The organism is Paenibacillus pseudetheri (assembly GCF_924513355.1).
In the GTDB taxonomy this organism is placed as follows: Bacteria; Bacillota; Bacilli; order Paenibacillales; family Paenibacillaceae; genus Paenibacillus_AQ; species Paenibacillus_AQ pseudetheri.
Map to the genome: position 1 here is coordinate 178,790 of NZ_CAKMAB010000006.1, position 23,934 is coordinate 202,723.

Consider the following 23,934-nt stretch of genomic DNA (forward strand, 5'->3'; position numbering starts at 1 on the left):
GCTGTCTACTAATATTTACTCTTTAACTGAACCAACGACAATCCCTGATACGAAATACTTTTGCATAAACGGATAAATCAACAACAATGGTAGCGTAGAAACTACGATTTTAGCAGCGTTCAAAGTCTTATTCGAAACTTTTGCTAATTCCAATAATTTTTCAGGATCTGTAATGTTCTGAACCTCAACGCTAAGCTGTTGGATATAGGTTTGCAATGGATAATTCGCCGTTTTATTAATATACACCAGGGCACCAAAGTAATCATTCCAATGGCCCACAATAGTAAAGAGCGTAACGGTGGCAAGCGTAGGTAATACTATCGGAAGATAAATTGTCCCTAATATTCTCCACTGTGAAGCTCCATCTATATTCGCTGCTTCCTCTAGAGATTTCGGTACAGCGCGGAAAGCATTCATCAGCAAGATCACATTCCCTATCGGTACTGCACCCGGCAAGATCAATGACCAGATGGAGTCTAAAAGATTAAGCTCTTTGACTACCATAAAGGTTGGAATCAATCCGCCTGAGAATAACATCGCGAAGATAACGAGATTCATATAAATCTTCTGACCCGTGAATACTCGTGAACTTTTAGACAATGGATAGGCTGTAAGAATCATCAGTACCATATTCACAAGCAGACCTAACACTACTCGTTCTACAGAGATCATGAATGAACGCCAAAACTGGCTGTCAGACAATAATTTTTCATAGGAGCTAAACGTCGGATTAACCGGGAATATACTTACTAGATTTGCGGAAGCCGCCGCATTATCACTGAAAGAGATGGCTACTAAATTGACTAACGGTATGAGACAGGACAAGGCGAACGCTAGAACAAATACCCAGATAATAACATCTGCAATACGACCCTTGATGTTAGATGCGTGAATGGGAGAACCCCCCTTTCTTTAGAAAATACGATAATCCGTAAGTTTTTGGGCCAATTTATTCGCAGATAGAATCAGTACGATACCAACGACCGACCGTAATAGGCCAACTGCTGTACCTAAGCTGTATTGTCTTTCTACCAGACCCACCCGATAAACGTAGGTATCAATAATATCCGAAGATTCATACACCAAAGGATTATACAGATTGAAGATCTGATCAAAACCAGCATTCAATACATTCGGCAAGTTCAAGGTTGTAACCAGCAAAATAGTTGGCATTAAGCCTGGCAACGTGATGTGCCACAGTTTCTTAAATCGGTTGGCTCCATCAATGGAGCCCGCCTCATAAAGTCCGGGATCAATGGATGTCAGGGAAGCTAGGTAGATGATTGAACCGTACCCAAAACCCTTCCATACATCCGTTAATACAAGCATCGGTCTAAACCAGGTATTGCTGGCCATAAACAAGACTGGGTCAATCCCAAACCAACTTAACATGGCATTAACGGGACCTTCATAAGAGAAGATGTTCATGACTACAGTAGCCAAAATCGCCCATGACAAGAAGTTCGGCAGATAAACAACCGTCTGTATGAATCGCTTAGCAAACTTTACCCGAATTTCATTTAATAACAGGGCAAACACGATGGATGTAAAAGTACCCACAATAATTTTCCATAACGCGATAACGATCGTATTACTGAAAATCTGTTTGCTGTCAGGAATTTGGAGCATAAATTTGAAATTATCAAGACCTACCCAGGATGAACCACTCATTCCCTTAGCCGGAACATAATTTTGAAAAGCCATTATAATACCGAACATTGGAATAAACGAAAAGATAATTAGGAAAATCATGCCTGGCGCCATCATGAGATGGAATGCTGTCTGATCTTTTTTATTTTTCATTTACGGATCATCTCTTTCAACATCATTTGGTTGCTATCGCTTCGTTAACTTCCTTAGTAATGACTTCGCCGCCAGTTTTATTCCAGCTCTCTACAAACTTATCAAATGCGTCAGGTGCTTGTTCACCTGTAATGATCTTCAAGTACATTTCAAGTTCCATTTTAGTAAGTGTCGGCCATTTCAACGTCATGGATGATGTACTTCCAAAGAATAATGGATTCACTTCTTTAATATTAGAGGCTTTCACCAAACTAGCTGTCGTAATACTCGAAGTATATCCAGCCCATGCATTGGAGTCTGGTGTTTCTCCATTCTTCTTACTATCAAGAAACTTCTTATAGGAGTTATAAGCCGTTAAATCCTCATTGCTAGTTAATTTACTTGTATCGCCTGTTTCTAATGCTTCTTTCATGATGTCAACGTTACGATAGAAAGCGTCATAATAATCGATATTAATGGCGAGCGGAGATCCGCCAACATTCATGCTCTTATAATCTTCAAATTCTTTCAAAGCTTTTGCATCTTTTTCTTGGTAACGCTGATAGTCATATTGAACACTCACAAGCTTGGCTGCAAGTTCAGGATGTTCAAAGCCTTTGCGGACAACCAAATAACTGCTGGAAGGATTTCCAGTGAACATTGTAACCGAGCCATCCTCTGATTGTGGGGCAACATAAGATACCCATTCCGCTTCTGGATTCAGCTTAAGCGTGTCAGCCACAGTCCAGCTTCCCCACCAGTTATCCATGAACGACCCACTTTTTCCGCTTGTAAGTAGCGCCTTGCGATCATCACCAGTACGTACTGCAAACTGACGATCAATCAAGTTATTCTTGTACATCTCAGACAGCTTGGCCAGTGCTGGCTTCATCTCTGGTTGAACAGATCCGTATACAGCCTTTCCACTTCCATCATCAATCCACTGTTTTGGATACGCACCATATAGTGAAAAGATATTATTAAATGAGAATTGTCCACCAGAGACACCGGCGACGTTTTCATTATCGACAACAAGACCTAGCGTTTTACCCGCTCCATTACCACCTGGATCTTTTTCTACAAATTGCTTAATAATGTTCTCGACATCAGCCATTGATTTCGGCTCAGCAAGTCCCAATTTGTCCATCCAGTCTTTGCGAAGCCAGAGGATACCAGGACCATGTGAGATTTCAGTAGTTGGTATGGCCATCAGCTTGCCATCGAACTTTGCGCTATCCAGAACACGACCACCGTAGGAATCGTAAATTTCCTTAATTCGATCGCTGGCAGTATTTTCATAAACCTCTGTCAGATCTGCAATCAGATCGTTCTCATAAAGCTGTTGCAATGTCGCGTAGTCAGGAACCACCATTAGATCAGGGATTTCACCGCTTACAATCGCCATCGAAACTTTCTGACTGTAGTCTGTACCATCATTGGATTCAAACGAGGTCGTATTTTGAATGTTCAGCTTATCCTTGAAATATCTTGTCCACACATTGTTTGTGGCATTATCTTTCTCATAAGGCGTTCCTGCAAGTGCTGAATAGCTCGTTGCCACTTGTCCAACAGAATAAGTAACTGTTTCAGGATAGGCGCCAAATGGAGTCGTCTGTGCTTCTTTCCATGCAGGATCACTCGCATCTGTCTTTGGGGTAGATGTTTCAGAATTATTAGAACTCGAACAACCTACCATAGCAACAGCTAATAGTGATGCTAATATTATGGAGCTTGATTTTCTCAATTTATGTTTCATTATAAGAGCCTCCCTTTTTCTATAAAAAACTCGTATTAGAAAACGATTTCAAAGCGCCGGCCAGCTTCAAAAAAATTTATATTGTTACTTCCTTAAGTTTATAGATTCTTGCTATCCATCGTAAACGCAAAAAAATTATGTTTTACACAAATAAATACTCCTCATTAACGATAATATGGAGGAATAATTGCTACGGTCGAAGATGTTATACTACAATATCAATGTCACTACATGTCGAAAGGTGGTAAATAATGTTTTCCATATTGGTGGTAGATGATCATAAGGAGGAGCGAGAGGGGATTGCTTTCCTCATTAAGGAGCTTGGCTTCCCCCTCCAATTGCATGTTGCAGAAAACGGTCGTAAAGCACTTGAATATGTAAGCGCACACTCTGTCGATATTCTATTTACCGATGTGCGGATGCCTATAATGGATGGATTACAGCTAACAAAGGAAGCATTAAAGTTGCACCCCAAATTAAAGGTGATCTTATTCAGTGGATTCGCTGAATTTGAGTATGCCAAAACAGCCCTCTCCCTGGGCGTATCCGAGTATCTTTTGAAACCGGTTAACATTGAAGCATTCCAAACTACTTTAGAAAAAGTTATTCAGGAATTAAAGAACCAGCAGCAAAAAGAAGAAGCGTCACAAAGAAAGCTAAGCTATGTGAGAAAACATCTACTCTTCTCTCTAGTAAACGGCATCGGAAGCACTCCTCCTCTTCAAGAGCTGTCTATTGAATTACCCAGCCATTACAATAAAATGCTTTTGTTAGAATTCGATAAGCCATTTTTTGAATCTGTGGATTCGGAGTTCGAAGAGTTTGTACTTGGTTTAGTAGACACATCTGCTGATTACTTAAATCTAAACGGATGTCAAAGTCTACTACTGTTTCCCGAGCAAGAGTTCCCTTCTTCCCAGTTTGATAATCATTCAGCGATGCACCTGCATAATTGTATCCTTGATAAATATAAAGTGAATTGTTATCTCGCTATGAAAGAGGAAGTAACCTCAATACTAGATTTAGGTTCACTTTTGACTTCATTAGAAGAATTGATGGAATATCGTTTTTTTCTCCCAGATACTTTTGTATTTAATACACAAAATGACTTACATTTCTCTGAGGCCTTGTATCCGGACCTTACAGATAGCCATCTACTAGATCAGATTCGAAATAATCTGAAGGATCAAGATATTTTCAGCTTACGGGCAAATACTGAAATTTTATATCAAAAATACGTACATCAAGTACAGTACTCACATTTGTATGTAAAGTATATGTTCTCCACCATCTATCAAGAAATCATGACACAAGCTGCACCTATATCAGAAATGGAGCTGCAGACTGCCGTCGAGACCATCTATGGATCTGAAGATTTGCGGGATATCAAAGATATCATATTTGAAGGTATCGCTCGGATTGATCAGAACTCTACCAACCATGAGCCTACTCAGAACCGTGATGTCGATGCCGTCAAACAATATATTGAACAATATTATGCCGATGATCTAAGTTTGGAAATGCTTGCTGCTAAAGTGTATTTGTCTCCACATTATCTTAGCTCCATATTCAAGAAGCAGACAGGCTGTGGGTTAAATAAATATATTAAGAATGTCCGCATGCAAAACGCAAAAGAGTTGTTAACAAATACGCATCAAAAAATATCAAATATTTGCACCGCAGTGGGCTATCGCAATATCTCATACTTCTGCCAAAATTTCAGGGATTTCTATGGGTACACACCAGAAAAATATAGACAGTATAATCAGAAGTCCTCTGTATATCGGGAGGAGCATTATGCAACTTTGGCGGACACTTAAGCAAAATATTCGCGACATGAAGTTTCAAACCAAGATCATGCTTTCATTTATGTTAATCAGTATGATTCCTGTGATTGTATTGGGAAGCTTCTGCTATCAAGAAGCCAAATTATCTCTCATCAAGCAATCCAAATCTGATTTGAAAGCAGCCTTAAATCAAGGGGCTTTAGCTTTAAATAGTCATCTGGATGTCTACAATAAACTCATGAATTTCTTGAGCTTTAATCAGGAAATTATTAATTCAGCTAATCATACCTATACAAGTATGTATGAAATGTATGATCAGTTAACCCATGTGATTGACCAAAATTTCAATACGGCACGGTATCTAAATACAGGTGTAGAACAAATAACGCTGTATACAGGAACCAATCTTTTGGCACATGGCAATACCGTCAGAGCCCTAAATGATATTAAACAGAAACATTGGTACCCGGCTTTGATGAAGTCAGTCGATGTCCTGTGGTTTACGGATAACAAGGAGATTTTTGCTGTTCGACGCATTATTAATACGAAACAGAAGCATCCAAAAGAAAATGTGCTGTATGCACGTGTGAATTACGATTCGTTATTCACACCTTTTGATTCTTTACTCTCTCAAGGTTCAGAGATTCTCGTCAAAGATGCTCATGGAAAGTTAATCTATGCCTCGCCTGGTATAGAAGGATATATTCCCTCCAATAGCACAGACAACTTGGATACGCTGCAATGGAAAAATACAAAGTACACTGTATTGCAATCTGAAGTTCCTATATCAGGATGGATAGTGATGTTATGCAAACCTACGAAGATGATTACGAATTCTGCTTGGAAAATCCTTTCGACAGTTGGGCTTGTTATTGTTGCCTGTATTGCTGCCGTTGCTATAACTGCCAATCTATTCTCTCGAAAGTTCAATTCGCAAATTAAACGTTTGCGCAATAATATGCGCACCGTAGAAGAGGGGTCCCTGGAAGTTACCGTCACCAGCACATCCAAAGATGAAATTGGGGATTTAATCAGAGGCTTTGGCAATATGGTTGACAAAACTAAAGTGTTAATCGATAAGGTCTACATTGAGGAAATTTCACGAAAAGAATATGAAATGAAAGCCCTACAGGCTCAGATTAATCCTCATTTTCTATATAATGCTCTTTCGCTCATCAATTGGAGAGCCATTCGAATCCATGCAACAGATATAAGTGAAATGGCGCAGCTTCTATCCACGTTCTATCGGACTACGCTGAATAAAGGGAATAATATAATTTCGGTTTCGGATGAACTATTGAATGTACAATCTTATATACAGATTCAGCTTAACATGCATAGCAACAACTTTGAGGTAGAATATCAGATCGACGAGGCTATTCTCTCTTATTACATGCCTAACCTGATGCTTCAGCCTCTAATTGAGAATGCTATTATTCATGGTATTGAGAATAGAGGAGAAGAAGAAGGAAGCAAAATTATTCTATCCGGAGAAATGGTGGAGGAGTGTATCATCTTCAAAGTAAAGGATAATGGCGTTGGCATCCCACAAGAACGACTAAATCTTCTGCTTAAATCCCAGTCTATAGGCTATGGGCTCAAAAATGTAAATGACCGGGCTATGCTAATGTACGGACCTGAATACGGATTGTCCATTACCAGTATTCTAGGACTGGGAACGGAGGTCACATTTCGATTTCCATCCAAAAGATACGAAGGTGGCTCAGATCTATAACTCTTTTAAATGCAGTGATGTTAATTAGCTACACTTTATTAAATTCAACCGGGACATGTACGATGGATTAAACCCGGTTGAATTTCTTCAAATCATTGAATTACAAATGATCTGGAGCGCTTTCCTCCCCCACCCATTCGGCAGAAACACGCACATAATCCCCCACATCAGGAGACGTCACCAGTTCAATAATGATCAATTCGAGCGGTGTAATCGCCCGCAAACCATGTCTCGCACCGGCAGGTACTGTGACTGTGTCTCCGGCTGCAACTTCATGAAGAACACCGTTCATACGGTACTCTCCATTCCCCGAAAGAAAAGACCATATTTCTTTGGTATGCCTGTGAAAATGATAGCTGGTGTGCTTCCCTGCCAACATCGTGATTTTGGAAGTCGTAACCTCAACTCCTGCTGCTGTTCGTGAGAAATCCAGAATGCGGGAGCTCCCCCACCGCTTTTCTTCAATCATCGGCTTCGCGGCATGACCCTCCAGCTTATGCTTAATCCGTTTCGCCTGCTCGATCCCAGCAACCAAAATACCATCCGCACCCGCCGCCACAATCAAACCTGGGGCACCGATGACATGTACGGGACAAGAGAGTTCGTTCACTAAATAGGTTTCTTTTGAATCCTCAGAAATGCTCCCCCTGCCAATTACCTTTTCCTGCAAATGAGGGGTAAGCGCATCCCAACTACCAATATCCGCCCAAACTCCGGTGTAAGGAATAACTACCGCTCGCTGCGTATGCTCAAGCACTTCATAGTCGAAACTTCGTTCTGGCAAATCGTCATAACGCTCCACTAGCTCCATGTAATCTACTGAAAGCTTCCGTGCCACCATACTTGAGAGCAAGTATCCTAATGAGCAGGAGAACACCCCACAGTTCCATAGTCCTCCACGGGAAATGAACTCGGCCGCCGCCAGTTCGTCTGGTTTCTCTGCAAATTGCTTCACATTTAGAAAAGACGTCCCCTCTGAACCTCCACTCGGCAATATATACCCGAACTGTGTGGATGGGAATTCAGGCGTAACACCGATCAGGGCAATATCTGCTTGTGATTTGGACAGCACACTGGGAAACTGCCGAAGCTGACTGAAAAAAGAAGCCTCCACATAAGAATCCACCGGAATGACCACAACAATCTCTTCTAAGTCTATTTTCTTCACGGAATGCAAATAGCTCGCCGCCAGTGCAACTGCAGTAAAAGTTCCCCGCTTCTGTGGTTCCGCCAGTAAGGTTATCTGATTGCCAACAGATTTGCGGGTGATTTCCACCTGACTGCAATGGGTTACAATGCAGCTTGAATCTAACAATCCTGCCTCATCTAGCCCTCTGCATACTCGCTCGATCATCGACTCCATGCCGCCATCTTCTGTTGGGAGAAGTCTTAAAAATGCCTTTGACCTGATCTCATTCGACAGCGGCCACAGCCTCTTACCCGATCCCCCTGAAAGGAGTACGATCTGCAACGCTATCGCCCCCCTGCGCTGGACTTACTATTCGGTGTTCTCACATACCCCTTCCGTTTATGAAAAGACAACGATCTATACTTTTCCGCCAGCTCATTCAGCTTCTGCTTGGACAGCTGACCTGCATTCATATGGAGGCCTTTATTACGCGCCTTTTGGATCTTCATGCCTCCACGATCCTTCGAATACAGGTAATTCCCATAAGTTTCGAATTCAGAGAAAGCAAATTGTTTAGTGCGGTTCATACTGTGTATAATCGCCGAATACCAAGGCTTCTGATGCTTTGCTTCAATCTCTCTTTTCATCTGAGTCAATTGGCTGCGTTCAAACAGCATATAATGCGTCACAAAAGAAGAAGCGGACGCCGCCTTCCTACCCATCAGCTTCTTATAGGTTACAAAGTACTGAGGCTGACTCCAATTGCGGCTGTAAAAAATCGTCTTTCCCTTCTCATGGAACCGATGAGGAGCGATTAAGACCGTATCTGCATCGATGACTAAAAAATAGTCAGCCGTACACAGCTTGTCACCATTCAGCTTCAACAATTGCTGGAACAACCAACCGGATCTTTCCCATTTCCGCGAACGGTAATGGATATCTTTTTTTGTAATCGGGAGGACTGTATTCTCATCGACAAAGGTACAGCCCTTTTTTCGGCAGAAATCCAGTATACGTGTCTTTTTGGGAGCAACAATCAGTATTCGACCTATCGGATGCTTAACATGTGTTCGAACAGCATCAATAACATAGGGGAGTGTAGCCAAATCTTTCTCGATAGCCGGAATCAGTACATCAATGGTAACGGCATGTCTTATGCGGACCTTTTTAGGCGAGGGCATACGGTCATCTCCATATCATGATTTTGCTTTAGGATATGAGGATAATAAGGAAAGGGAATGGGCTTCACTGTAAACTTAAGAGAGGACAAGAAGAGAATAAGCATCACAGAATTGTTCAGGTGAATGGAGCCTCATGGGGACGTGTGTCGGACAAATCTGCGATGCACCATTCACTCCTTTCTGGGGCATTTATACCCCTCTTTTCGCTCACTGAGCCCAATTCGCTTTGTTTTGAGCGCCCATTTCCATCCTTTCTACAGGATTATCCCGTACATCCCGCCACCTGAGCTTCACTCACACAACCAAGCTCCACACTCCCCCATACTATATCCAACATTTTTTTCTGTGCAGTAAAAAGGCTGGGATGGTATATTGTAGATTGACTAAATTTCCGGCGTATTTTAATCGACACATTTTAAGATGAACTCAACCATTCTCCAACTAGTTTTGTTAAGCTCACTCTATACAGAAATATATGAAGGTGAATCTATTGAATAAGCTCTTATTTCATAATATCCCGCTGGGAGCAACCGGCGAACGCATCCCGCAAGCGGCAGTAGCTTCAGCGCAGACTAGTAAGGAGCTGGTAAAGCGGGAGGAAGGGGACTCCACTTATTTTCGCAGGCTGGAGGAAGGTGGCATCCTGCTCAACCGCCCGCAGATTGCCGCGGTACGGCATCATAAAGGGCCGCTGCTGACACTGGCCGGCGCAGGCTCCGGCAAAACCTCGGTTCTGATCTGCAGAACCGGTTATTTGTTGTCCGTGCGCGGCGTCCCGCCGAGTCAGCTGCTATTGCTGACTTTTTCGAGTAAAGCCGCGGCAGAAATGCGCGAACGGATCGCCCTGCTTCCGGGAGTCAGCACAGCGGACGTTGCAAGGCTGCAGGCCCGTACGTTCCATTCCTTTTTCTTGTTTTTCTTGCGCAGACAGGGATTGCAGCAGGAGATTTTCAGTGAGACACGGCGCCAGCACATCCTATTGAAGCAGATCATGCGTGAGCTCGGACTGCCGAAGGATGCTTATCCACCAGAAACCCTACTCTCGTTGCTCTCTTCCTGCAAAATGAACATGGGCACCGTGGAAGATCTGCCAGAAGGAACCACCGCCGAAAAAGAAATGAAATCCATTCTGGAAATATACGAACAATGGAAACTAGACAATTTCAAAATCGATTTCGATGATGTCCTCTTAATCGCTTATCGGATGCTAAAGGAGCGTCCGGAGCTTTTGCAAGAGTTGCAGATGAGATATCTGTACGTGATGGTGGACGAGTTCCAGGATACAAACGCCTTGCAGTACGAACTTGTCAAAATGATCGCTCACCCACAGCATAATCTAATGGTGGTTGGTGATGATGACCAAACGATTTATTCCTTCAATGGAGCGCGCAGTGAGTTCATTCTAGAGTTCGAGAAGCTCTATCCGGGAGCAAGGGTTATTACGCTCGATATTAATTACCGCTCAGGCCCAGCTATCGTTGGACTTGGCAACGGCATTATCAAGCACAATACACGTCGGCGTTCCAAAACCCTGCAAGCCGCAAAAGGTAGTGGAAGTCAGCCACGATATATGCGTCCGCAAACCGCAGACGAAGAAGCCGAACAGATGATCGAGCATATTTTAAACGAGGTCTCTAGCGGCAAAAGAGAATATAGCGATTTCGCTATGTTGTACCGGGCGTCGAGCAGCAATCGGGCCGTTCTTGAACTGCTCCTTTTACGCGATATTCCCTATATTGATTACGGAGAAGGGCAATTATTGTACGAGCACTGGCTGATCTCTCCGGTAGTGGATCATTTGCGACTCTCCGTGAATCGGCGAAATTTTGCAGCGATGGAGAATATCCTCCCGACGCTATATATGAACCGTGAAAAAGGCATGAATCACATCCGCCAGATGGAAGCTAGACAGCCCAAGCAAGGACCGTTAATCCACCTGTTGTCCATGCCCGGCATGGAAGATTTCAAAGGAACCAAGCTAAGAGATCGGCTCGATCTAATCCGGAATACACGCGAACTGACCCCAATTCAAGCAATCCGGCAGATTCGTACCCAATTCTACGATTATTTCATCGAAGCGAATGAACGGCATCAAGCAACCTTACATCGCGAGACGTTAAAAGAAATGCTGGATGAACTAGAATCCTCGGCGGCGCGTTTTGACAGCATCCCTGCCTTTCTTGATTTCATAGATAATGTTACGGAGCGTAACGAGCATAATCGTCAACCTGGCACTAAAGAGCAAGGCAACCGGATCGCATTAATGACCATTCATAAATCAAAGGGACTAGAGTTTCCTGTAGTCTTTTTAATTGGAGCGTCTGAGGGAATCCTTCCGCATAGCTCTGCACTGGAGGGTGATCGGCTAAAAGACCGCAAGCTTGCGGCCGGAAGCAGTGGAGCTTCAAGCTTAGCAGCACTGGAGGAGGAACGGAGACTGGCGTATGTGGCCGTTACGAGAGCCCGAGAGGAGCTATTTATCAGCTCACCTGCACAGCATCGGGGTAAAAAAGCGGAGGTCTCCCGCTTCATGTTATCCGCCTTTCGTTCAGCGGTTTCTTCCACAGCAGCGACAACGGTGAGTAGAACGGTGACCACAAGATCCTTGCCGACCAGCCGTGCAACTACAACAAAAACAAAAACCCATGTCGTTCCGGTATGGAACTGCACGGGCAATAGTTGTCCTGGTTGGACACGCATGAAAGCTGGCGGAGCTGAGGATCATTTAACCTCAAAACCATGCCCTCTATGTAGCACTCCTATGACGAAGGATACTAGAGAAGTTCCAGTATGATTTACACGCAAAAAAAGCAAGTTTCCTCTTCCCTGGAAGCTTGCTTTTTTAATATAAATATATATTTAGGCTGTAGTTACTACTGCTTCTTCAACTTCTTCATGTACAGTCTTAATCTGAATCATTACTGCATTCGGATCGGTCAGCACTTCGATTCCATCTTGGAAAATCAGGTCAGAAACTAGCAGCTGATCGCCAATATCAAGTTTACTAATATCTACTTCCATAGAAGTAGGCAAAACACCCGGCATACAACGTACTTCTACTTCATACAATTCCACTTGCAGTACGCCACCGGATTTCACACCGATTGCTTCACCCGCAAAATGAATCGTAACTTTACTATCCATATTTACAGACATGTTCACATGCTGGAAATCGATATGCAAGATTTTACCTGACAGAGAATTCTTTTGAATATGCTGAACAATGATCGGCATTGTTTCACCGTCCGTAGTTTTTGCTTGCAGAATAGCCCGTGGATTTTTTTTCAAAGTATCCAACAGCTCTTTTTCATTCACTTCTACGTTCAAAGTATCTTTACCCACTCCATACAACACAGCCGGGATACGTCCCTGTTCTCTCGCTAATTTCTTTTGGGACTTTGTTTCGCCAGTACGCTTGTTTAATTGAATAAATTTACTCATTTTTTATTTCCTGCTCTCTTTGACCATAAATTCTTGTCAACCCAATTATAACATGACCATAGAATCTAGTCAATTTTAGCCAAAACCCCTCTTTTCCATACAAAAAAGAAGACTTGAGTGAATTCGACTTCCCATTCCTCAACTCTTCCCAACTGCACTTTCTCAATTTATTTAACGCTTACTTAACTCATCTTCACCTATCACTTCTTCTATTGTACAATCACTGTCATTCAACTCTTCGATTCCGATGAGTTCCCCAGGCTGAACATTAAAATATAAACAAAGCTTTAAGAGCAAGTCTCTGGGATACTGTACCATCTCATCCTTATACATACGGCGAACCGAATCAAAGTGATAATTAATATCCTTAGCAAGCTTTCGTATAGAGAGTTTGGGATCATGATTCTCCATGACCACACTTAATTTACTACGGATAACCGGCATACATTCACCTCCAACTTAAGTCCACGCCCACAAAAATCCATCGCGATCCCACGCGATTTTGCCGCCGTGCAGCTTCCGGAAAGCTTTCTTTACTTCCTTGGACAGTGAGGCATTGCCATTCTCATTCACAAATACAAATTGTTCCCCAAAATTCTCTTTCACATATTCAATCGCCGCGGTCTGATACAAGGTACCCGTAAACCGAATTTCCTTAACCATCCATTCCGCTACATCTTGTGCTGTTACTTCCATATGGATGTGCCTCCTTTCATGTACTTCATGCTAAAATGTGCCCTCATTATAACATGAATACAGCCCGACCGGACAAACGTCCGAGTCGGGCTGTATTAGGCTGTCTCTATTTATTGTGGATAGGTACGATTCGAAGGATAACGAGTCTTCTGTCCACCACTTACCATCAACAGAATCCCTGTAATCAAGTGCAATACCCATCCCACAAATGGAATCCAAGCGAATAAAGAAGTTATGATTCCGAGTACTGAACCATAAATAGATTCTTGGTTCTTTGAAGATAAAATCAAAGTAACCAGGTGAAGAATAAACATCAACCCCAGTGCGGAGTAGCCAGTGCCAATTACAATAGCAGCACCCAGAATTGGAATTGCCAAAATAATTTCAAATGAGCCTGTAATCCATTTCAAAGCTCTAGAAGCGCTCAAAAGACAACCTCCTAATTAGGTAAAATATACTATTTAGTATACAAAAATCCAGCGTCCCCGTATATGATTTTTATCTTGCTTTACTATTTTATTTCTAAAATCACAGGTTCATTCACCTCATGAAGTGGTTGCTTTTGCACAAAAGGAGGCAAGCCTTCCTTGCTCATTGCAGCCGAGGGAGTAAGGCCTAAGCAGTGGCACATTAGCGGAGCTATCCGCAATTGGGGAATTGCTTGATCCTCTTTTTCTAGTGGTAATACATCTACACCAAACGTATATAACGGCACATCCCGCTCGGAAGAGGTTATCCCTCCATGGTACCCATTTGCGTTCATTCCATGATCTGCCGTAATCAGAATCTTATACCCCTGCTCCATCCAAATGGGCAAAACAGTCGCTAGCAGTCCATCAGCGTTACGCACTGAAAGCTCATATTCCTTGCTCTCCCCGCCATAACGATGCCCGGCATCATCTATATTCATGGAGTGAATGTATAGAAAATGCGGATCATAGGCACTTCGTAAATACACGGCATCGGCAAATACATGGCTGTCGGGATAGTGATCCTCGAAATAAAAGCTCCCATGCTGAATTGGCTTCATCACATTATGCTGATGGCGATCAGCCAGCGGATCAAAGGGGGCTGAATTATAAAGCTCACTGACCCAATGGTAGGCGACAGCAGCGGTACGCAAATTAGCGTCTACTGCCAAATGAAATACACTCTCTTCATGGCTTGGTCTCACAATATGGTTGGCTGTAATTCCATTTTTGGACACGGGTGTACCCGTTAAGAGCACTTCATAAAGCGGGCGTGATAGACTAGGTAATTCCGACTGTACTCGATAACAAGATAAGGATTCTTGTTCCACAAGATGCTCCAGATAGCCCATGTATTTGCGAGCAGCATCATATCTAAGTCCGTCCAAGACAACCACAATGAGTTTATTGCTCATTTCCGTCATTCTACTCACGCTCCTTCTCGCTCTAAATGTAAAAGCTCGGAAGGGTTCAACGCCAATGTGACTTTGTCCCCTTCTCCAACCCGTAGCCAGCGTCCATCATTTAAAAGATCAACCGTTAAGCGGATTCCTTCAACCTCAACCGTACATCGAATAATATTGCCTAGCACAGACACCGATTTAATCATTCCATTCACCAGTTGTGCTCCTGCAGCAGCCTCCTCTTGACCCGCCCCGTCATGCAGTAACGTTACGGCTTCAGGGCGAATGGCAAAGCTGTCCATACCACTATCTATGCCACGGAACAGCGCCATCACCTCTGACCGAGTCAATACGTTATAACTGCCCATGAACCGAGCAACGAACTCTGTGCGCGGCGCGGTGTACAGTCCTTCCGGTGTTCCATCTTGGACGATGCGTCCACCATTCATAATGCAGATGCGGTCGGATAGAATCAGCGCTTCTTCCTGATCATGCGTAACGAATAAGGTCGTCATGTTAAAGCGCTTCTGAATATCACGAATTTCGGCACGTAGATTCTTACGAATCTTGGCATCAAGTGCACTCAGGGGCTCATCCAGCAGTAATACTTTGGGCTGCACGGCTAGAGAACGGGCCAGCGCTACCCGCTGCTGCTGTCCACCGGAGAGTGACTGCGGATAGACATCCCGCTTCTCCTCTAGATCGACTAAAGCCAGCAGTTCCTCGCAGCGGCTACGTCGGGCGGCTTTGGACAAACCACGCATCTTCATTCCATACTCAATATTTTGGCTCACCGTCAGATTAGGGAATAGAGCATAAGACTGGAACACCATCCCCACCTCGCGTTTACGGGGCGGCAGATTTGCCAGATCTTTATTCTCTAGAAGGATTCTGCCGCCATCCAGCTCCGAAAGGCCAGCTATGCAGCGAAGTAACGTACTTTTCCCGCAACCGGAAGGTCCTAGCAGCGTCACAAGCTCCCCTTCACGAATCTCCAAATCTATATTGTCTAGCACACAGGTCTCACCAAACATTTTGCGTATTCCCTGCAGCTTCAGATAATCGTTCATCCCTTAACGCCTCCTCCCATCTTTTTGCCAAGCTTCATTAGTACCATCGAAAGGACTAGAATAAACAGAAAATACGAGATGGCAATCGCACTGGCTAAATGTCCGCTTTCGCCCATTCTTTGATATAGATACACCTGAATCGTCTGAATATGCCCGCCAACTAGCATGTTTGTAAGGACAAATTCGCCGAACAGAACGGAGAATGATAATAAGGTAGAGACGATAACGCCAGGCCAGATATTTGGCAAAATCACATTCATAAAAGCCGTTCTGCGGCGGGCTCCAAGCAATTCTGCGGCATGCAGCAGTTCTACAGCGTTAACGGTCAACAGACTATTGCGAATGCCCTGATACATATAGGGAAGAATGACCACAAAATACGCCCCCACCAATAAATAAGCTGTTCCAGCGATATCAAAGAGGCCAGAGGAATAGGTACGAATAAGTCCCACCGCAGCCACTACACCAGGCACCGCATAAGGCAGAACAACAATCACTTTCATAAAGCTCTCCCAGCGCGGAAAATAAATGGTGATGACAAAAACAGCTGGCAGCATCACGGCCAGACTCAGCACCACGCTAATCAGGCATAAATACAGCGAGGTCCAAAGCGCCTCCAAAAAACGAATATCCTTAAACATTTCTCCAAACCAATTCAGTGTCCAAGCTTGAGGCAATAAGGTATTTTGCCAGTCCTGCGCGAAGGCATAAATACCAGTTGCTAACAGTGGAAGTAATAAATACACCATGAGCATTAGCATGAAAGTGCGCGGAGCGAAGCCTGCTTTACGTATATTCATTGCCCCACCTCCTCACTAGCTGCTGTCCACAAGCGCCGGGAAGATTTGGTTTTCACATCCGGTTTACTGAGCGCTTTAGCTCCAAACCTCTCCGTTCGCCGAACCATCAGATGATTCAAATAGACGGCCAAAATCGTAGTCAGACCCAGCAGAACAGCAAGCGTACTCCCCATTTCTGGCTGAGTAACCACATCTCCAGCAACCAGTGAACCGATACGTACCGCCAGCAGATTATAATTCCCGCCAACCAAGGCGTACGCCGTGGCATAAGCACCCATCGCATTGGCAAACAGTATCCCGAGCGTGCCGAAGATCGCCGGAGTTAGAATTGGTAGCCCAATCGTCTTCCAGAACTGCCATGGTCCTGCCCCTAACAAGGACGCCGCTTCTCTCCACTGCTCACGAATGCCGTAAAAGGACGGATACAAGAGCAGTAAGGCTAACGGAACCTGAAAATAGACATACACCAGAATCAGACCAGACCAGCTATATAAATCAAAATCGGTAAAAACACTCCAGCCCCATTGTTTAAATAAGAGCGTAAATACCCCGTTATTTCCGAGCAAAATAATATATGCAAAAGCTAGCGGAACCCCTGCAAAGTTAGAGGTCATATTTGAAAGCATTAAGAGTCTGTCCCTTACCCTCGGAGTGAACCGAGTAATACAATATGCACAAAAAAGTCCGACAATGATTCCTATCAGACTTGAGGTTAAAGAGATCAGCAAGCTGTTCTTGATTGCCTGCATATAATAGGCACTTTGCAGTGCATGCAGATAATTGCCTAGCGTAAACCCAGTCCCATTGGACTTTTGGAAACTTCCTGTCACCATGGACAATACCGGTACCAGCTGAAATGCCAACACCATCAGTGCAAACGGAATGAGTGCCAGGATCACACCGCGGCTTTTCTGTTTCAATTTCCTCACTCCTTGTCGCGGGAATAGAACAAGGGCACCTTACGGCATCGTGACGAAGGCGCCCTGCTTCTTTTTTGGGGGGAGAACAATTCTAGTTCAAATGCAAAAGTACACGTTCCTGCCATAATTGCGGAATAGTCTTAGCTGTCTCTTCCCACACCTTGTAATCACCAACAGGCTTAGCGTTAACATATTCCTCTTTGGGCAGCAGCTTAGCCGCAACATCATCTGGTAGCTTTACACTGTCACGGATCGGACGCGCGTACCCTTTGGCAAGATTAATCTGTCCATCATCACTAAGGATGTATTGACGTGTCAGCTTGGCAGCGTTAGGATGCGGCGCATATTTGTTAATGATCGTTGCATAACCGCTTACCACACTGCCTTCCTTCGGAATGGATACCGCGAAGCCATCTTTGTTGATCTGATCTCTATAGTTCAAAGCGTTGAAATCCCAGAGCAGGGTAACTTCTACTTCCCCTTTTTCAATGTTGGCAAGGGAAGCTTCTGCATTGGAGAGACGTCCTTTTTTAGCCAAATCTTCGAAAAAAGCAATCCCCGGCTCAATGTTCGACTCATCGCCACCGAAAGCAATCGCTGCGGCCAATACAGCCATCTGAGCTTGAGCAGCTTTAGATACATCGCCAACGATGATTTTGTAATTGCCATTCTTCAGATCTTCCCAGCTCTTCGGTGGATTAGCCACGAGCTTGGTGTTCGTCAGAAAAGAAATCGTTCCTTGATAGCCGACAATCCAATTCCCGTCCTTATCCTTAGCCCAATCAGGGATCTCATCCCAGTAGGTCGTTTTATACGGTTGTGTTACTCCTTTATCCACGGCAACTGATCCAAACGCGATCCCTACATCTCCAATGTCAGCTGTTGGCTTGTCTTTTTCCGCATCAAACTTGGCAATTTCCTCCGCGCTCGACATATCCGTATCTGAATGCGTAAGTCCATACTTACTACTCATATCACTCCATGTATCTTTCCAATTCGCCCAGGAATCCGGCATTCCCACACTGATAACACTGCCCTCTTCTTTTGCTTTACTCTCGATCTCGGTCAGACTTAATTCTTTGGTGCCAGCCTTTCCATTCGTTGATTCGTCAGCCTTAGCCGAATTTCCACAAGCAGCAAGCAACAGGACGAGCAAGGATAACATTAGACCCATCGACAATTGATTTTTGATCCCTTTTTTCATGATTTCCCCTTCACTCCTATTTCTTATTTGCGGGCTTCTCTATGCTCCAACTGTTAGGCACCCAATTGCAGTATAGGCGTGTACTATTTTCGCGGCATTAAGGAGGATAGGAATTTTTGTAAACAAAAAATAAGACATACCAAAAACCACCTGATTCACTCAGGCGGTTCTGGTGTTTATGTTTAAAGCTATACTACCTTCTACGTGCCGCCACACTAACCACGCCGTATCTATAGAGCACTTTCTTGCCAAACCAGCCAAATAGCCGATCCGTAAAGAAGCCCATAAAGCCAAGGCAGAATAAACCGACAAAGATCCAATCTGTACGGGAAAATAACCGAGAATTCCAGATCAGATAACCTACACCTTCGTTCGAAGCAATCATTTCCGCACCGATAATCGCCATATACGAGGTTCCCACTGCTAACCGGATGCCTGTAAAAATATATGGAGTCGTTGCCGGAACGGAGAAGCCTGCTTATGCCGCGGTATACTGCCATCCAATTTCGAGTGTCACTGGATTAATTTCTAGAATTCTAGAGTAGTCACGGAGTGCATTCTTTTGCCCAAAGGGTGAAGAGGAATTGGGAAGACCGTAACCACCCCAACCTCCGTTATCAAATACGAGCAGGTTTCCTTCTCCCGGCAAGCCCTTCGGAATGATGTGCGCATGATGCTGGCCAATAATCCAGTCGATATGCTTCAACTCTGGCAGTGAGTAGTCTGGACCGATTCTCCACACGATGGCCCCGGTACGCTTATCTGTAATTGCGATAATATTCGCTTCCCGTGCATCCCAGATCACGTTATCTGGATGGAAACGTTCATCGCCTGCATCGTAAAACTTATTAGGTCCTACATAGGAGGCCGAATTGATATGCAGCCAATCTCCAACACCGCCACCCAGATTCCCGAAGGAGCGTGAGTTAGGATCACGGAATAGGACATTTTTTGCCGCTTCATCAAAGCCTAGCTCTGCAAAATGTTCATTCGGGGCCCACTCCCAAACAATATTCCCTTCCCAATTCACCTCAATGATCGTGTCATCCAGCAACTGCTTGTCGGAGATTTCGTGGTTGTAGATATTTTTGTGAGCGAGGATTAAGGTATTGCCACCATCTACCTTTGGCTCCAGCCCTGGGGCAAAATACCCCACTGGATTACCCTCACGCTGATAGTCATGATGCTGACGGGCATACCAGAGCGGTTCATAACCCGGATCTTCTATGTGTTCGTAGCTGTTATATTTCCACACGATGTTACCGTCCCAATCGACCTGCACCAGATCTACATTATCCTGAATGCCAAATTTGGGGTCTCTTCTTCCTGTGCTGCCTAGCACATAACCACCAGGGAAGATTTTAGCCGGAAACCCGAGCAGCCGCTTCCACAGATGCACTTCTTTACCGTTCATATCAATCAGCACTACGCCTTCTTCACCCGCTTGAAATACGGTATAGCCACTCCATGCTTTGCTCGGATTATATACGGTTGCTCCAGTTGGAAATATGGTTGATCAAATAAGATTCAAGCTTTTTCATTGACATTTTGCCCATTGTTAAATATATTGTACCTAAGAATAAATGTTTATCTAGGGAAACAAATTAGATAATTAAAATAAATGTTTCCAAGAGGAAACAAATCAATAAATTTCAAGACGAGGAGCTTTTTAATGATTGAAATTAGAAACCTAAACGTGGATTATTTCGGTAATTCAGCGCTAGAAAATGTAAATATAGATATTCCCTTTGGGTACACCATCGGAATTATCGGGCCAAATGGTGCAGGAAAATCGACATTCATTAAGTCATTGTTAGAAGTAATCAAGAAAAGAAGTGGAACAGTGATGGTAGAGGGAAAAGACATTTCTGAGTATAAACGAAAGATCGCATATGTACCGCAAAAAAATGACATTGATCTTACTTTTCCAATCACAGTGAAAGATACAGTGCTAACTGGAACCTATCCAAACTTAAGAATCTTCCAGCGCCCCGGAAAAAAAGAGCGGCAACGCGTCGAGGAATGTATGGCCATGGTAGATATAAGTGATCTTGCGAATAAACAAATTAGTAATTTGTCTGGAGGACAACTACAAAGGGTTTTTATTGCCAGAGCGCTTGCCCAAAAAGCGGATGTATTTTTTTTAGACGAACCTTTTGTCGGCATAGATCTAGTCAGTGAGAAAATTATTGTAAAACTGCTTAAACAGCTTCGCGAAGAAGGAAAAACCATACTTATCGTTCATCATGATTTACATGAGGTGGGAGAATATTTTGACAAAGTAATCATTCTCAATAAAAAGCTTATTGCTTTTGGTGATGTGAAAGACACCTTTACAGCCGACAATATCCTCAATGCTTACGGGGCGTCCTTAGGTAATCTGGTGATCAAAGGAATGGGAGGCGCCGAAAATGATTGATTATTTCTCATCATTATTAAATATTCCGATCTATGCGCTAAACGCTGGATTGTCTGCTATCATTCTTGGCATTGTTTCAGGGGTTTTAGGAAGTTTTATTGTACTCCGAAAGATGTCATTAATGGGAGATGCTTTGTCTCATGCTGTATTACCAGGTGTGGCGTTATCTTATATTTTAGGGATTAACATTCTTGTAGGAGCTTCATTGTTTGGACTTTTAGCGGCCATTCTAATTCAATTTATTACAAGTCGCAGCAATATCAAAAGTGATACCTCGATCGGAATTATTCTCAGCTCATTTTTCGCTCTAGGAATTGTCTTAATCACTTTCGCCAAGAGCGGGCTTGATCTAACTCATATTTTATTTGGTAACATTTTGGCCGTCCCGCAGTCCGAGTTAATGCAATCATTTATTATCATGCTTGTTGTTATAGCCATCATTTCATTGTTGTATAAAGAGCTGTTAATTAGTTCGTTTGATCCTGTCGTCTCTAAGGCATTTGGTTTAAAAACGGGATTCTATCATTATTTATTGATGATGCTGCTATCCGTGGTTACCGTGTCCTCATTATCTCAAGTAGGAATTGTGCTTGTGATTGCAATGCTGGTTATTCCAGCAGCTACATCATATCTTTGGACGAATAAGCTGATCCACATGATTATCCTGGCTTCTACCATCGGTGCTGTATCTGGAATTATAGGTGTGATCATTAGCTTTAGATTCAATTTACCTACAAGTGCCACCATTGTTCTAGTAGGCGTAAGTTTGTTTGCTGTATCTTTTATTATCTCGCCCAAAAATAATTTTCTAAGGAAAGGGTTGAAACAATGATGAAAACAATAAAGATGCTCTCTTTGACAATGTTCATCGTACTATTTACCGCATGTTCAAAAGTTAGTGAGGGAGAAGCAGACAATGACAAGTTGAAGATTGTTGCAACATACTCCATTATCGCGGATATGACCGAAAACATTGTAGGGGAAAAAGCTGAGGTCTATAGCATGGTTCCCATCGGAACAGACCCGCATATGTATGATCCACTACCTAAGGACACAAGTAAAGTATCTAGCGCAGATTTAGTTTTTTATAACGGATTGAACCTGGAAACAGGTAAGGGATGGTTCCAAGACCTTCTTGATGTCACTAATAAAAAGGATGTCGCTTTTGCCGTCTCAGATGAAACAACTCCAATGTACCTAACAGAAAAAGGAAAAGAGACTCAAGAAGATCCTCATGCCTGGCTTGATGTTCAGAATGCTATTAAATATGTAGATATCATCACTAAACATGTAATCGAAAAAGATCCGGAAAACAAAGATTTTTATCTAAATAACCAATCAGAATATGTTAAGAAACTTAATGAATTGGATCAATATGCAAAAGAATCGGTACAAAAAGTTCCACAGGAGAAACGCATTTTGGTTACAAGCGAAGGGGCATTTAAATATTTTTCAAAAGCCTACGGATTTGAGTCTGCATTTATCTGGGAGATCAATACGGATAGTCAAGGCACGCCAGAACAAATGAAAAACATCATTAACATCATTGATGAAAATCAAGTACCCGCTTTATTCCTGGAAACGAGCGTTAATCCGAAAACAATGGAAACCATCTCCAATGAAACGGGTGTACCGATACATTCTAAAATATTCACCGATTCTTTAGCTAAAAAAGGCGAAGAAGGCGACACATACATTAAGATGATTAGATGGAATATTGATAAAGTCGTTGAAGGATTGTCGTCATAAAAAAGGCTGTCGAGATTTTTCTCGACAGCCTAAACTCTCTTTTAAAGGATAAATCGAATGATTATTGGCCACTTTCCAGCACAATTGCGTGACTGTCCTCATCATATACCTGCATAAAAGATGAAACAGTCGGCAAATACTCCGCTGCCACATATAAAGTCCCCTTTATGTTTTGCACATTAAGGCTTGCGTCTGGCTTTAGGGAAAGTGTCCTCTCCCCTTTGCTAATCACAGTCTCTTTGCTTATCGCATCCCAACGAACGCCAGCTCCCCATGAGCTAAATAGCGCCTCTAACCGGTAAATATATTTTGTCGGATTGCTCAAGCGGCAGATTCGTAGTATTTAATTTCACCTGCACTCCGTCCAACCATACTTGCATGTCCTTACCCACTGGTAGTAGCGAGGCTGCATCGAGCAGATCACCCTCGCTACTCAGTGGCTTAAGGGCTTGCAAATCGAGATTCAATACCTTCAGCTTGTTATTCAGAGTATCCATCCCCGCACAGGTCACAGCCGCGGCGAATTCAGCATCCGCCTATGGGTCCTCCGAGCCTACAGGGAACGTAAGGTCAAAGCCGGTCACAGCTGGATGTCCCTCGGAGAGCGTATCTAACAGCTGTGCATGAACATTTCTGCTCCACGGCCAGCTGCCAAAGTCCTCAAAGCTCTGATCGTCTATTCCGATAATAGCAATGGCAGTATCCACTGGCCGCTCGTGCTGCATCACGCGATCTTGTAACAGATGATCAATGGAGTCGAGACTCCCTTTATACAGTAGAACCGAAAAAATCACAGTAAGCAGAATCAAAATATGTGCTAACTTTACTCACAAGGTTCGTTTCTCCAATCTATGTATTATGGAATGAGTCCAAGCCAGCGCTATAATAAGCAG

The 23,934-nt window shown here is 43.4% G+C and carries 23 protein-coding genes and 1 pseudogene; 6 read left to right on the plus strand and 18 right to left on the minus strand.

Annotated features, from left to right (window positions below):
* Positions 1-15 precede the first annotated feature (15 nt).
* From L1028_RS07855 to L1028_RS07865, 3 genes are read right to left on the minus strand one after another with little or no spacing between them, the layout of a single operon-like run.
* On the minus strand, positions 16-894 hold the full coding sequence (locus L1028_RS07855; RefSeq protein ID WP_234532906.1) for a carbohydrate ABC transporter permease: 879 nt from the start codon (positions 892-894) through the stop codon (positions 16-18).
* A gap of 18 nt (positions 895-912) precedes the next feature.
* Positions 913-1,803 carry an ABC transporter permease gene (locus L1028_RS07860; RefSeq protein WP_042184236.1) on the minus strand — a complete coding sequence of 297 codons (891 nt, stop codon included), beginning with the start codon at positions 1,801-1,803 and terminating at the stop codon, positions 913-915.
* Between the two features lie 22 nt (positions 1,804-1,825).
* Positions 1,826-3,538, minus strand: coding sequence for a type 2 periplasmic-binding domain-containing protein (locus tag L1028_RS07865; protein ID WP_234532804.1), 1,713 nt, complete (start codon positions 3,536-3,538; stop codon positions 1,826-1,828).
* Positions 3,539-3,789: 251 nt separating this feature from the next.
* On the opposite strand from L1028_RS07865, the gene L1028_RS07870 reads away from it, so the two are divergent.
* A complete protein-coding gene (locus L1028_RS07870; protein WP_234532805.1) occupies positions 3,790-5,358 on the plus strand; it encodes a response regulator in 1,569 nt (522 codons plus the stop codon).
* Positions 5,336-7,060, plus strand: coding sequence for a sensor histidine kinase (locus tag L1028_RS07875; protein WP_234532806.1), 1,725 nt, complete (start codon positions 5,336-5,338; stop codon positions 7,058-7,060). Before L1028_RS07870 ends, L1028_RS07875 begins: the two co-directional genes overlap by 23 nt.
* A 100-nt stretch (positions 7,061-7,160) precedes the next feature.
* Here the strand turns inward: L1028_RS07875 and L1028_RS07880 are convergent, their stop codons facing one another.
* Together L1028_RS07880 and L1028_RS07885 are read right to left on the minus strand one after the other, a co-directional pair.
* Positions 7,161-8,531: a sugar phosphate nucleotidyltransferase gene (locus L1028_RS07880; RefSeq protein ID WP_234532807.1), complete on the minus strand. Its 1,371-nt coding sequence runs from the start codon at positions 8,529-8,531 to the stop codon at positions 7,161-7,163.
* A 2-nt stretch (positions 8,532-8,533) separates the two neighbouring features.
* Positions 8,534-9,370, minus strand: a complete 837-nt coding sequence (locus tag L1028_RS07885) for a DUF6492 family protein (RefSeq protein WP_234532808.1) — start codon at positions 9,368-9,370, stop codon at positions 8,534-8,536.
* 490 nt (positions 9,371-9,860) lie between these two features.
* Here L1028_RS07885 and L1028_RS07890 point away from each other — a divergent pair, with 490 nt between their 5' ends.
* The gene (locus tag L1028_RS07890; RefSeq protein ID WP_234532809.1) at positions 9,861-12,164 is read left to right on the plus strand and encodes a UvrD-helicase domain-containing protein; all 2,304 of its coding nucleotides are present in this window, start codon (positions 9,861-9,863) and stop codon (positions 12,162-12,164) included.
* Between the two features lie 65 nt (positions 12,165-12,229).
* On the opposite strand, the gene L1028_RS07895 is transcribed toward L1028_RS07890, so the two are convergent.
* From L1028_RS07895 to L1028_RS07945, 10 genes and pseudogenes are all read right to left on the minus strand, one after another.
* Positions 12,230-12,811 carry a 50S ribosomal protein L25 gene (locus L1028_RS07895; protein WP_234532810.1) on the minus strand — a complete coding sequence of 194 codons (582 nt, stop codon included), beginning with the start codon at positions 12,809-12,811 and terminating at the stop codon, positions 12,230-12,232.
* A 171-nt stretch (positions 12,812-12,982) separates the two neighbouring features.
* Positions 12,983-13,255 carry a helix-turn-helix domain-containing protein gene (locus tag L1028_RS07900; protein WP_234532812.1) on the minus strand — a complete coding sequence of 91 codons (273 nt, stop codon included), beginning with the start codon at positions 13,253-13,255 and terminating at the stop codon, positions 12,983-12,985.
* Positions 13,256-13,270: 15 nt separating this feature from the next.
* On the minus strand, positions 13,271-13,507 hold the full coding sequence (locus L1028_RS07905; protein ID WP_042123499.1) for a DUF6953 family protein: 237 nt from the start codon (positions 13,505-13,507) through the stop codon (positions 13,271-13,273).
* A gap of 110 nt (positions 13,508-13,617) precedes the next feature.
* Positions 13,618-13,935, minus strand: a complete 318-nt coding sequence (locus L1028_RS07910; protein ID WP_234532815.1) for a hypothetical protein — start codon at positions 13,933-13,935, stop codon at positions 13,618-13,620.
* Positions 13,936-14,018: 83 nt separating this feature from the next.
* Positions 14,019-14,900, minus strand: a complete 882-nt coding sequence (locus L1028_RS07915) for an alkaline phosphatase family protein (protein WP_234532817.1) — start codon at positions 14,898-14,900, stop codon at positions 14,019-14,021.
* 5 nt (positions 14,901-14,905) lie between these two features.
* Positions 14,906-15,949 (minus strand): ABC transporter ATP-binding protein, encoded by a 1,044-nt coding sequence (locus L1028_RS07920; RefSeq protein WP_234532819.1) that lies wholly within the window; start codon positions 15,947-15,949, stop codon positions 14,906-14,908.
* Positions 15,946-16,749: an ABC transporter permease gene (locus L1028_RS07925; RefSeq protein ID WP_042184213.1), complete on the minus strand. Its 804-nt coding sequence runs from the start codon at positions 16,747-16,749 to the stop codon at positions 15,946-15,948. Before L1028_RS07925 ends, L1028_RS07920 begins: the two co-directional genes overlap by 4 nt.
* Complete coding sequence (locus tag L1028_RS07930; protein ID WP_234532821.1) at positions 16,746-17,669, minus strand: ABC transporter permease; 924 nt, start codon at positions 17,667-17,669, stop codon at positions 16,746-16,748. The genes L1028_RS07925 and L1028_RS07930 overlap by 4 nt, the downstream gene beginning before the upstream one ends.
* A 91-nt stretch (positions 17,670-17,760) precedes the next feature.
* On the minus strand, positions 17,761-18,873 hold the full coding sequence (locus L1028_RS07935) for an ABC transporter substrate-binding protein (protein WP_234532823.1): 1,113 nt from the start codon (positions 18,871-18,873) through the stop codon (positions 17,761-17,763).
* A gap of 193 nt (positions 18,874-19,066) precedes the next feature.
* Positions 19,067-20,383: pseudogene (locus L1028_RS07945) on the minus strand (aryl-sulfate sulfotransferase).
* A gap of 165 nt (positions 20,384-20,548) precedes the next feature.
* On the opposite strand from L1028_RS07945, the gene L1028_RS07950 reads away from it, so the two are divergent.
* Genes L1028_RS07950 through L1028_RS07960 form a run of 3 tightly spaced genes read left to right on the plus strand, consistent with a single transcriptional unit; the run spans position 20,549 to position 23,041 of the window.
* Positions 20,549-21,292: a metal ABC transporter ATP-binding protein gene (locus L1028_RS07950; protein WP_341482502.1), complete on the plus strand. Its 744-nt coding sequence runs from the start codon at positions 20,549-20,551 to the stop codon at positions 21,290-21,292.
* Positions 21,285-22,124 (plus strand): metal ABC transporter permease, encoded by an 840-nt coding sequence (locus L1028_RS07955; RefSeq protein WP_234532827.1) that lies wholly within the window; start codon positions 21,285-21,287, stop codon positions 22,122-22,124. Before L1028_RS07950 ends, L1028_RS07955 begins: the two co-directional genes overlap by 8 nt.
* The gene (locus L1028_RS07960) at positions 22,121-23,041 is read left to right on the plus strand and encodes a metal ABC transporter substrate-binding protein (protein ID WP_423803025.1); all 921 of its coding nucleotides are present in this window, start codon (positions 22,121-22,123) and stop codon (positions 23,039-23,041) included. Before L1028_RS07955 ends, L1028_RS07960 begins: the two co-directional genes overlap by 4 nt.
* A gap of 61 nt (positions 23,042-23,102) precedes the next feature.
* On the opposite strand, the gene L1028_RS07965 is transcribed toward L1028_RS07960, so the two are convergent.
* From L1028_RS07965 to L1028_RS07975, 3 genes are read right to left on the minus strand one after another with little or no spacing between them, the layout of a single operon-like run.
* Positions 23,103-23,366, minus strand: a complete 264-nt coding sequence (locus tag L1028_RS07965) for a copper amine oxidase N-terminal domain-containing protein (RefSeq protein ID WP_234532829.1) — start codon at positions 23,364-23,366, stop codon at positions 23,103-23,105.
* Positions 23,320-23,538 carry a hypothetical protein gene (locus L1028_RS07970; protein WP_234532831.1) on the minus strand — a complete coding sequence of 73 codons (219 nt, stop codon included), beginning with the start codon at positions 23,536-23,538 and terminating at the stop codon, positions 23,320-23,322. Before L1028_RS07970 ends, L1028_RS07965 begins: the two co-directional genes overlap by 47 nt.
* A gap of 39 nt (positions 23,539-23,577) precedes the next feature.
* Positions 23,578-23,850, minus strand: a complete 273-nt coding sequence (locus tag L1028_RS07975) for a CHASE2 domain-containing protein (protein ID WP_234532833.1) — start codon at positions 23,848-23,850, stop codon at positions 23,578-23,580.
* Positions 23,851-23,934 lie beyond the last annotated feature (84 nt).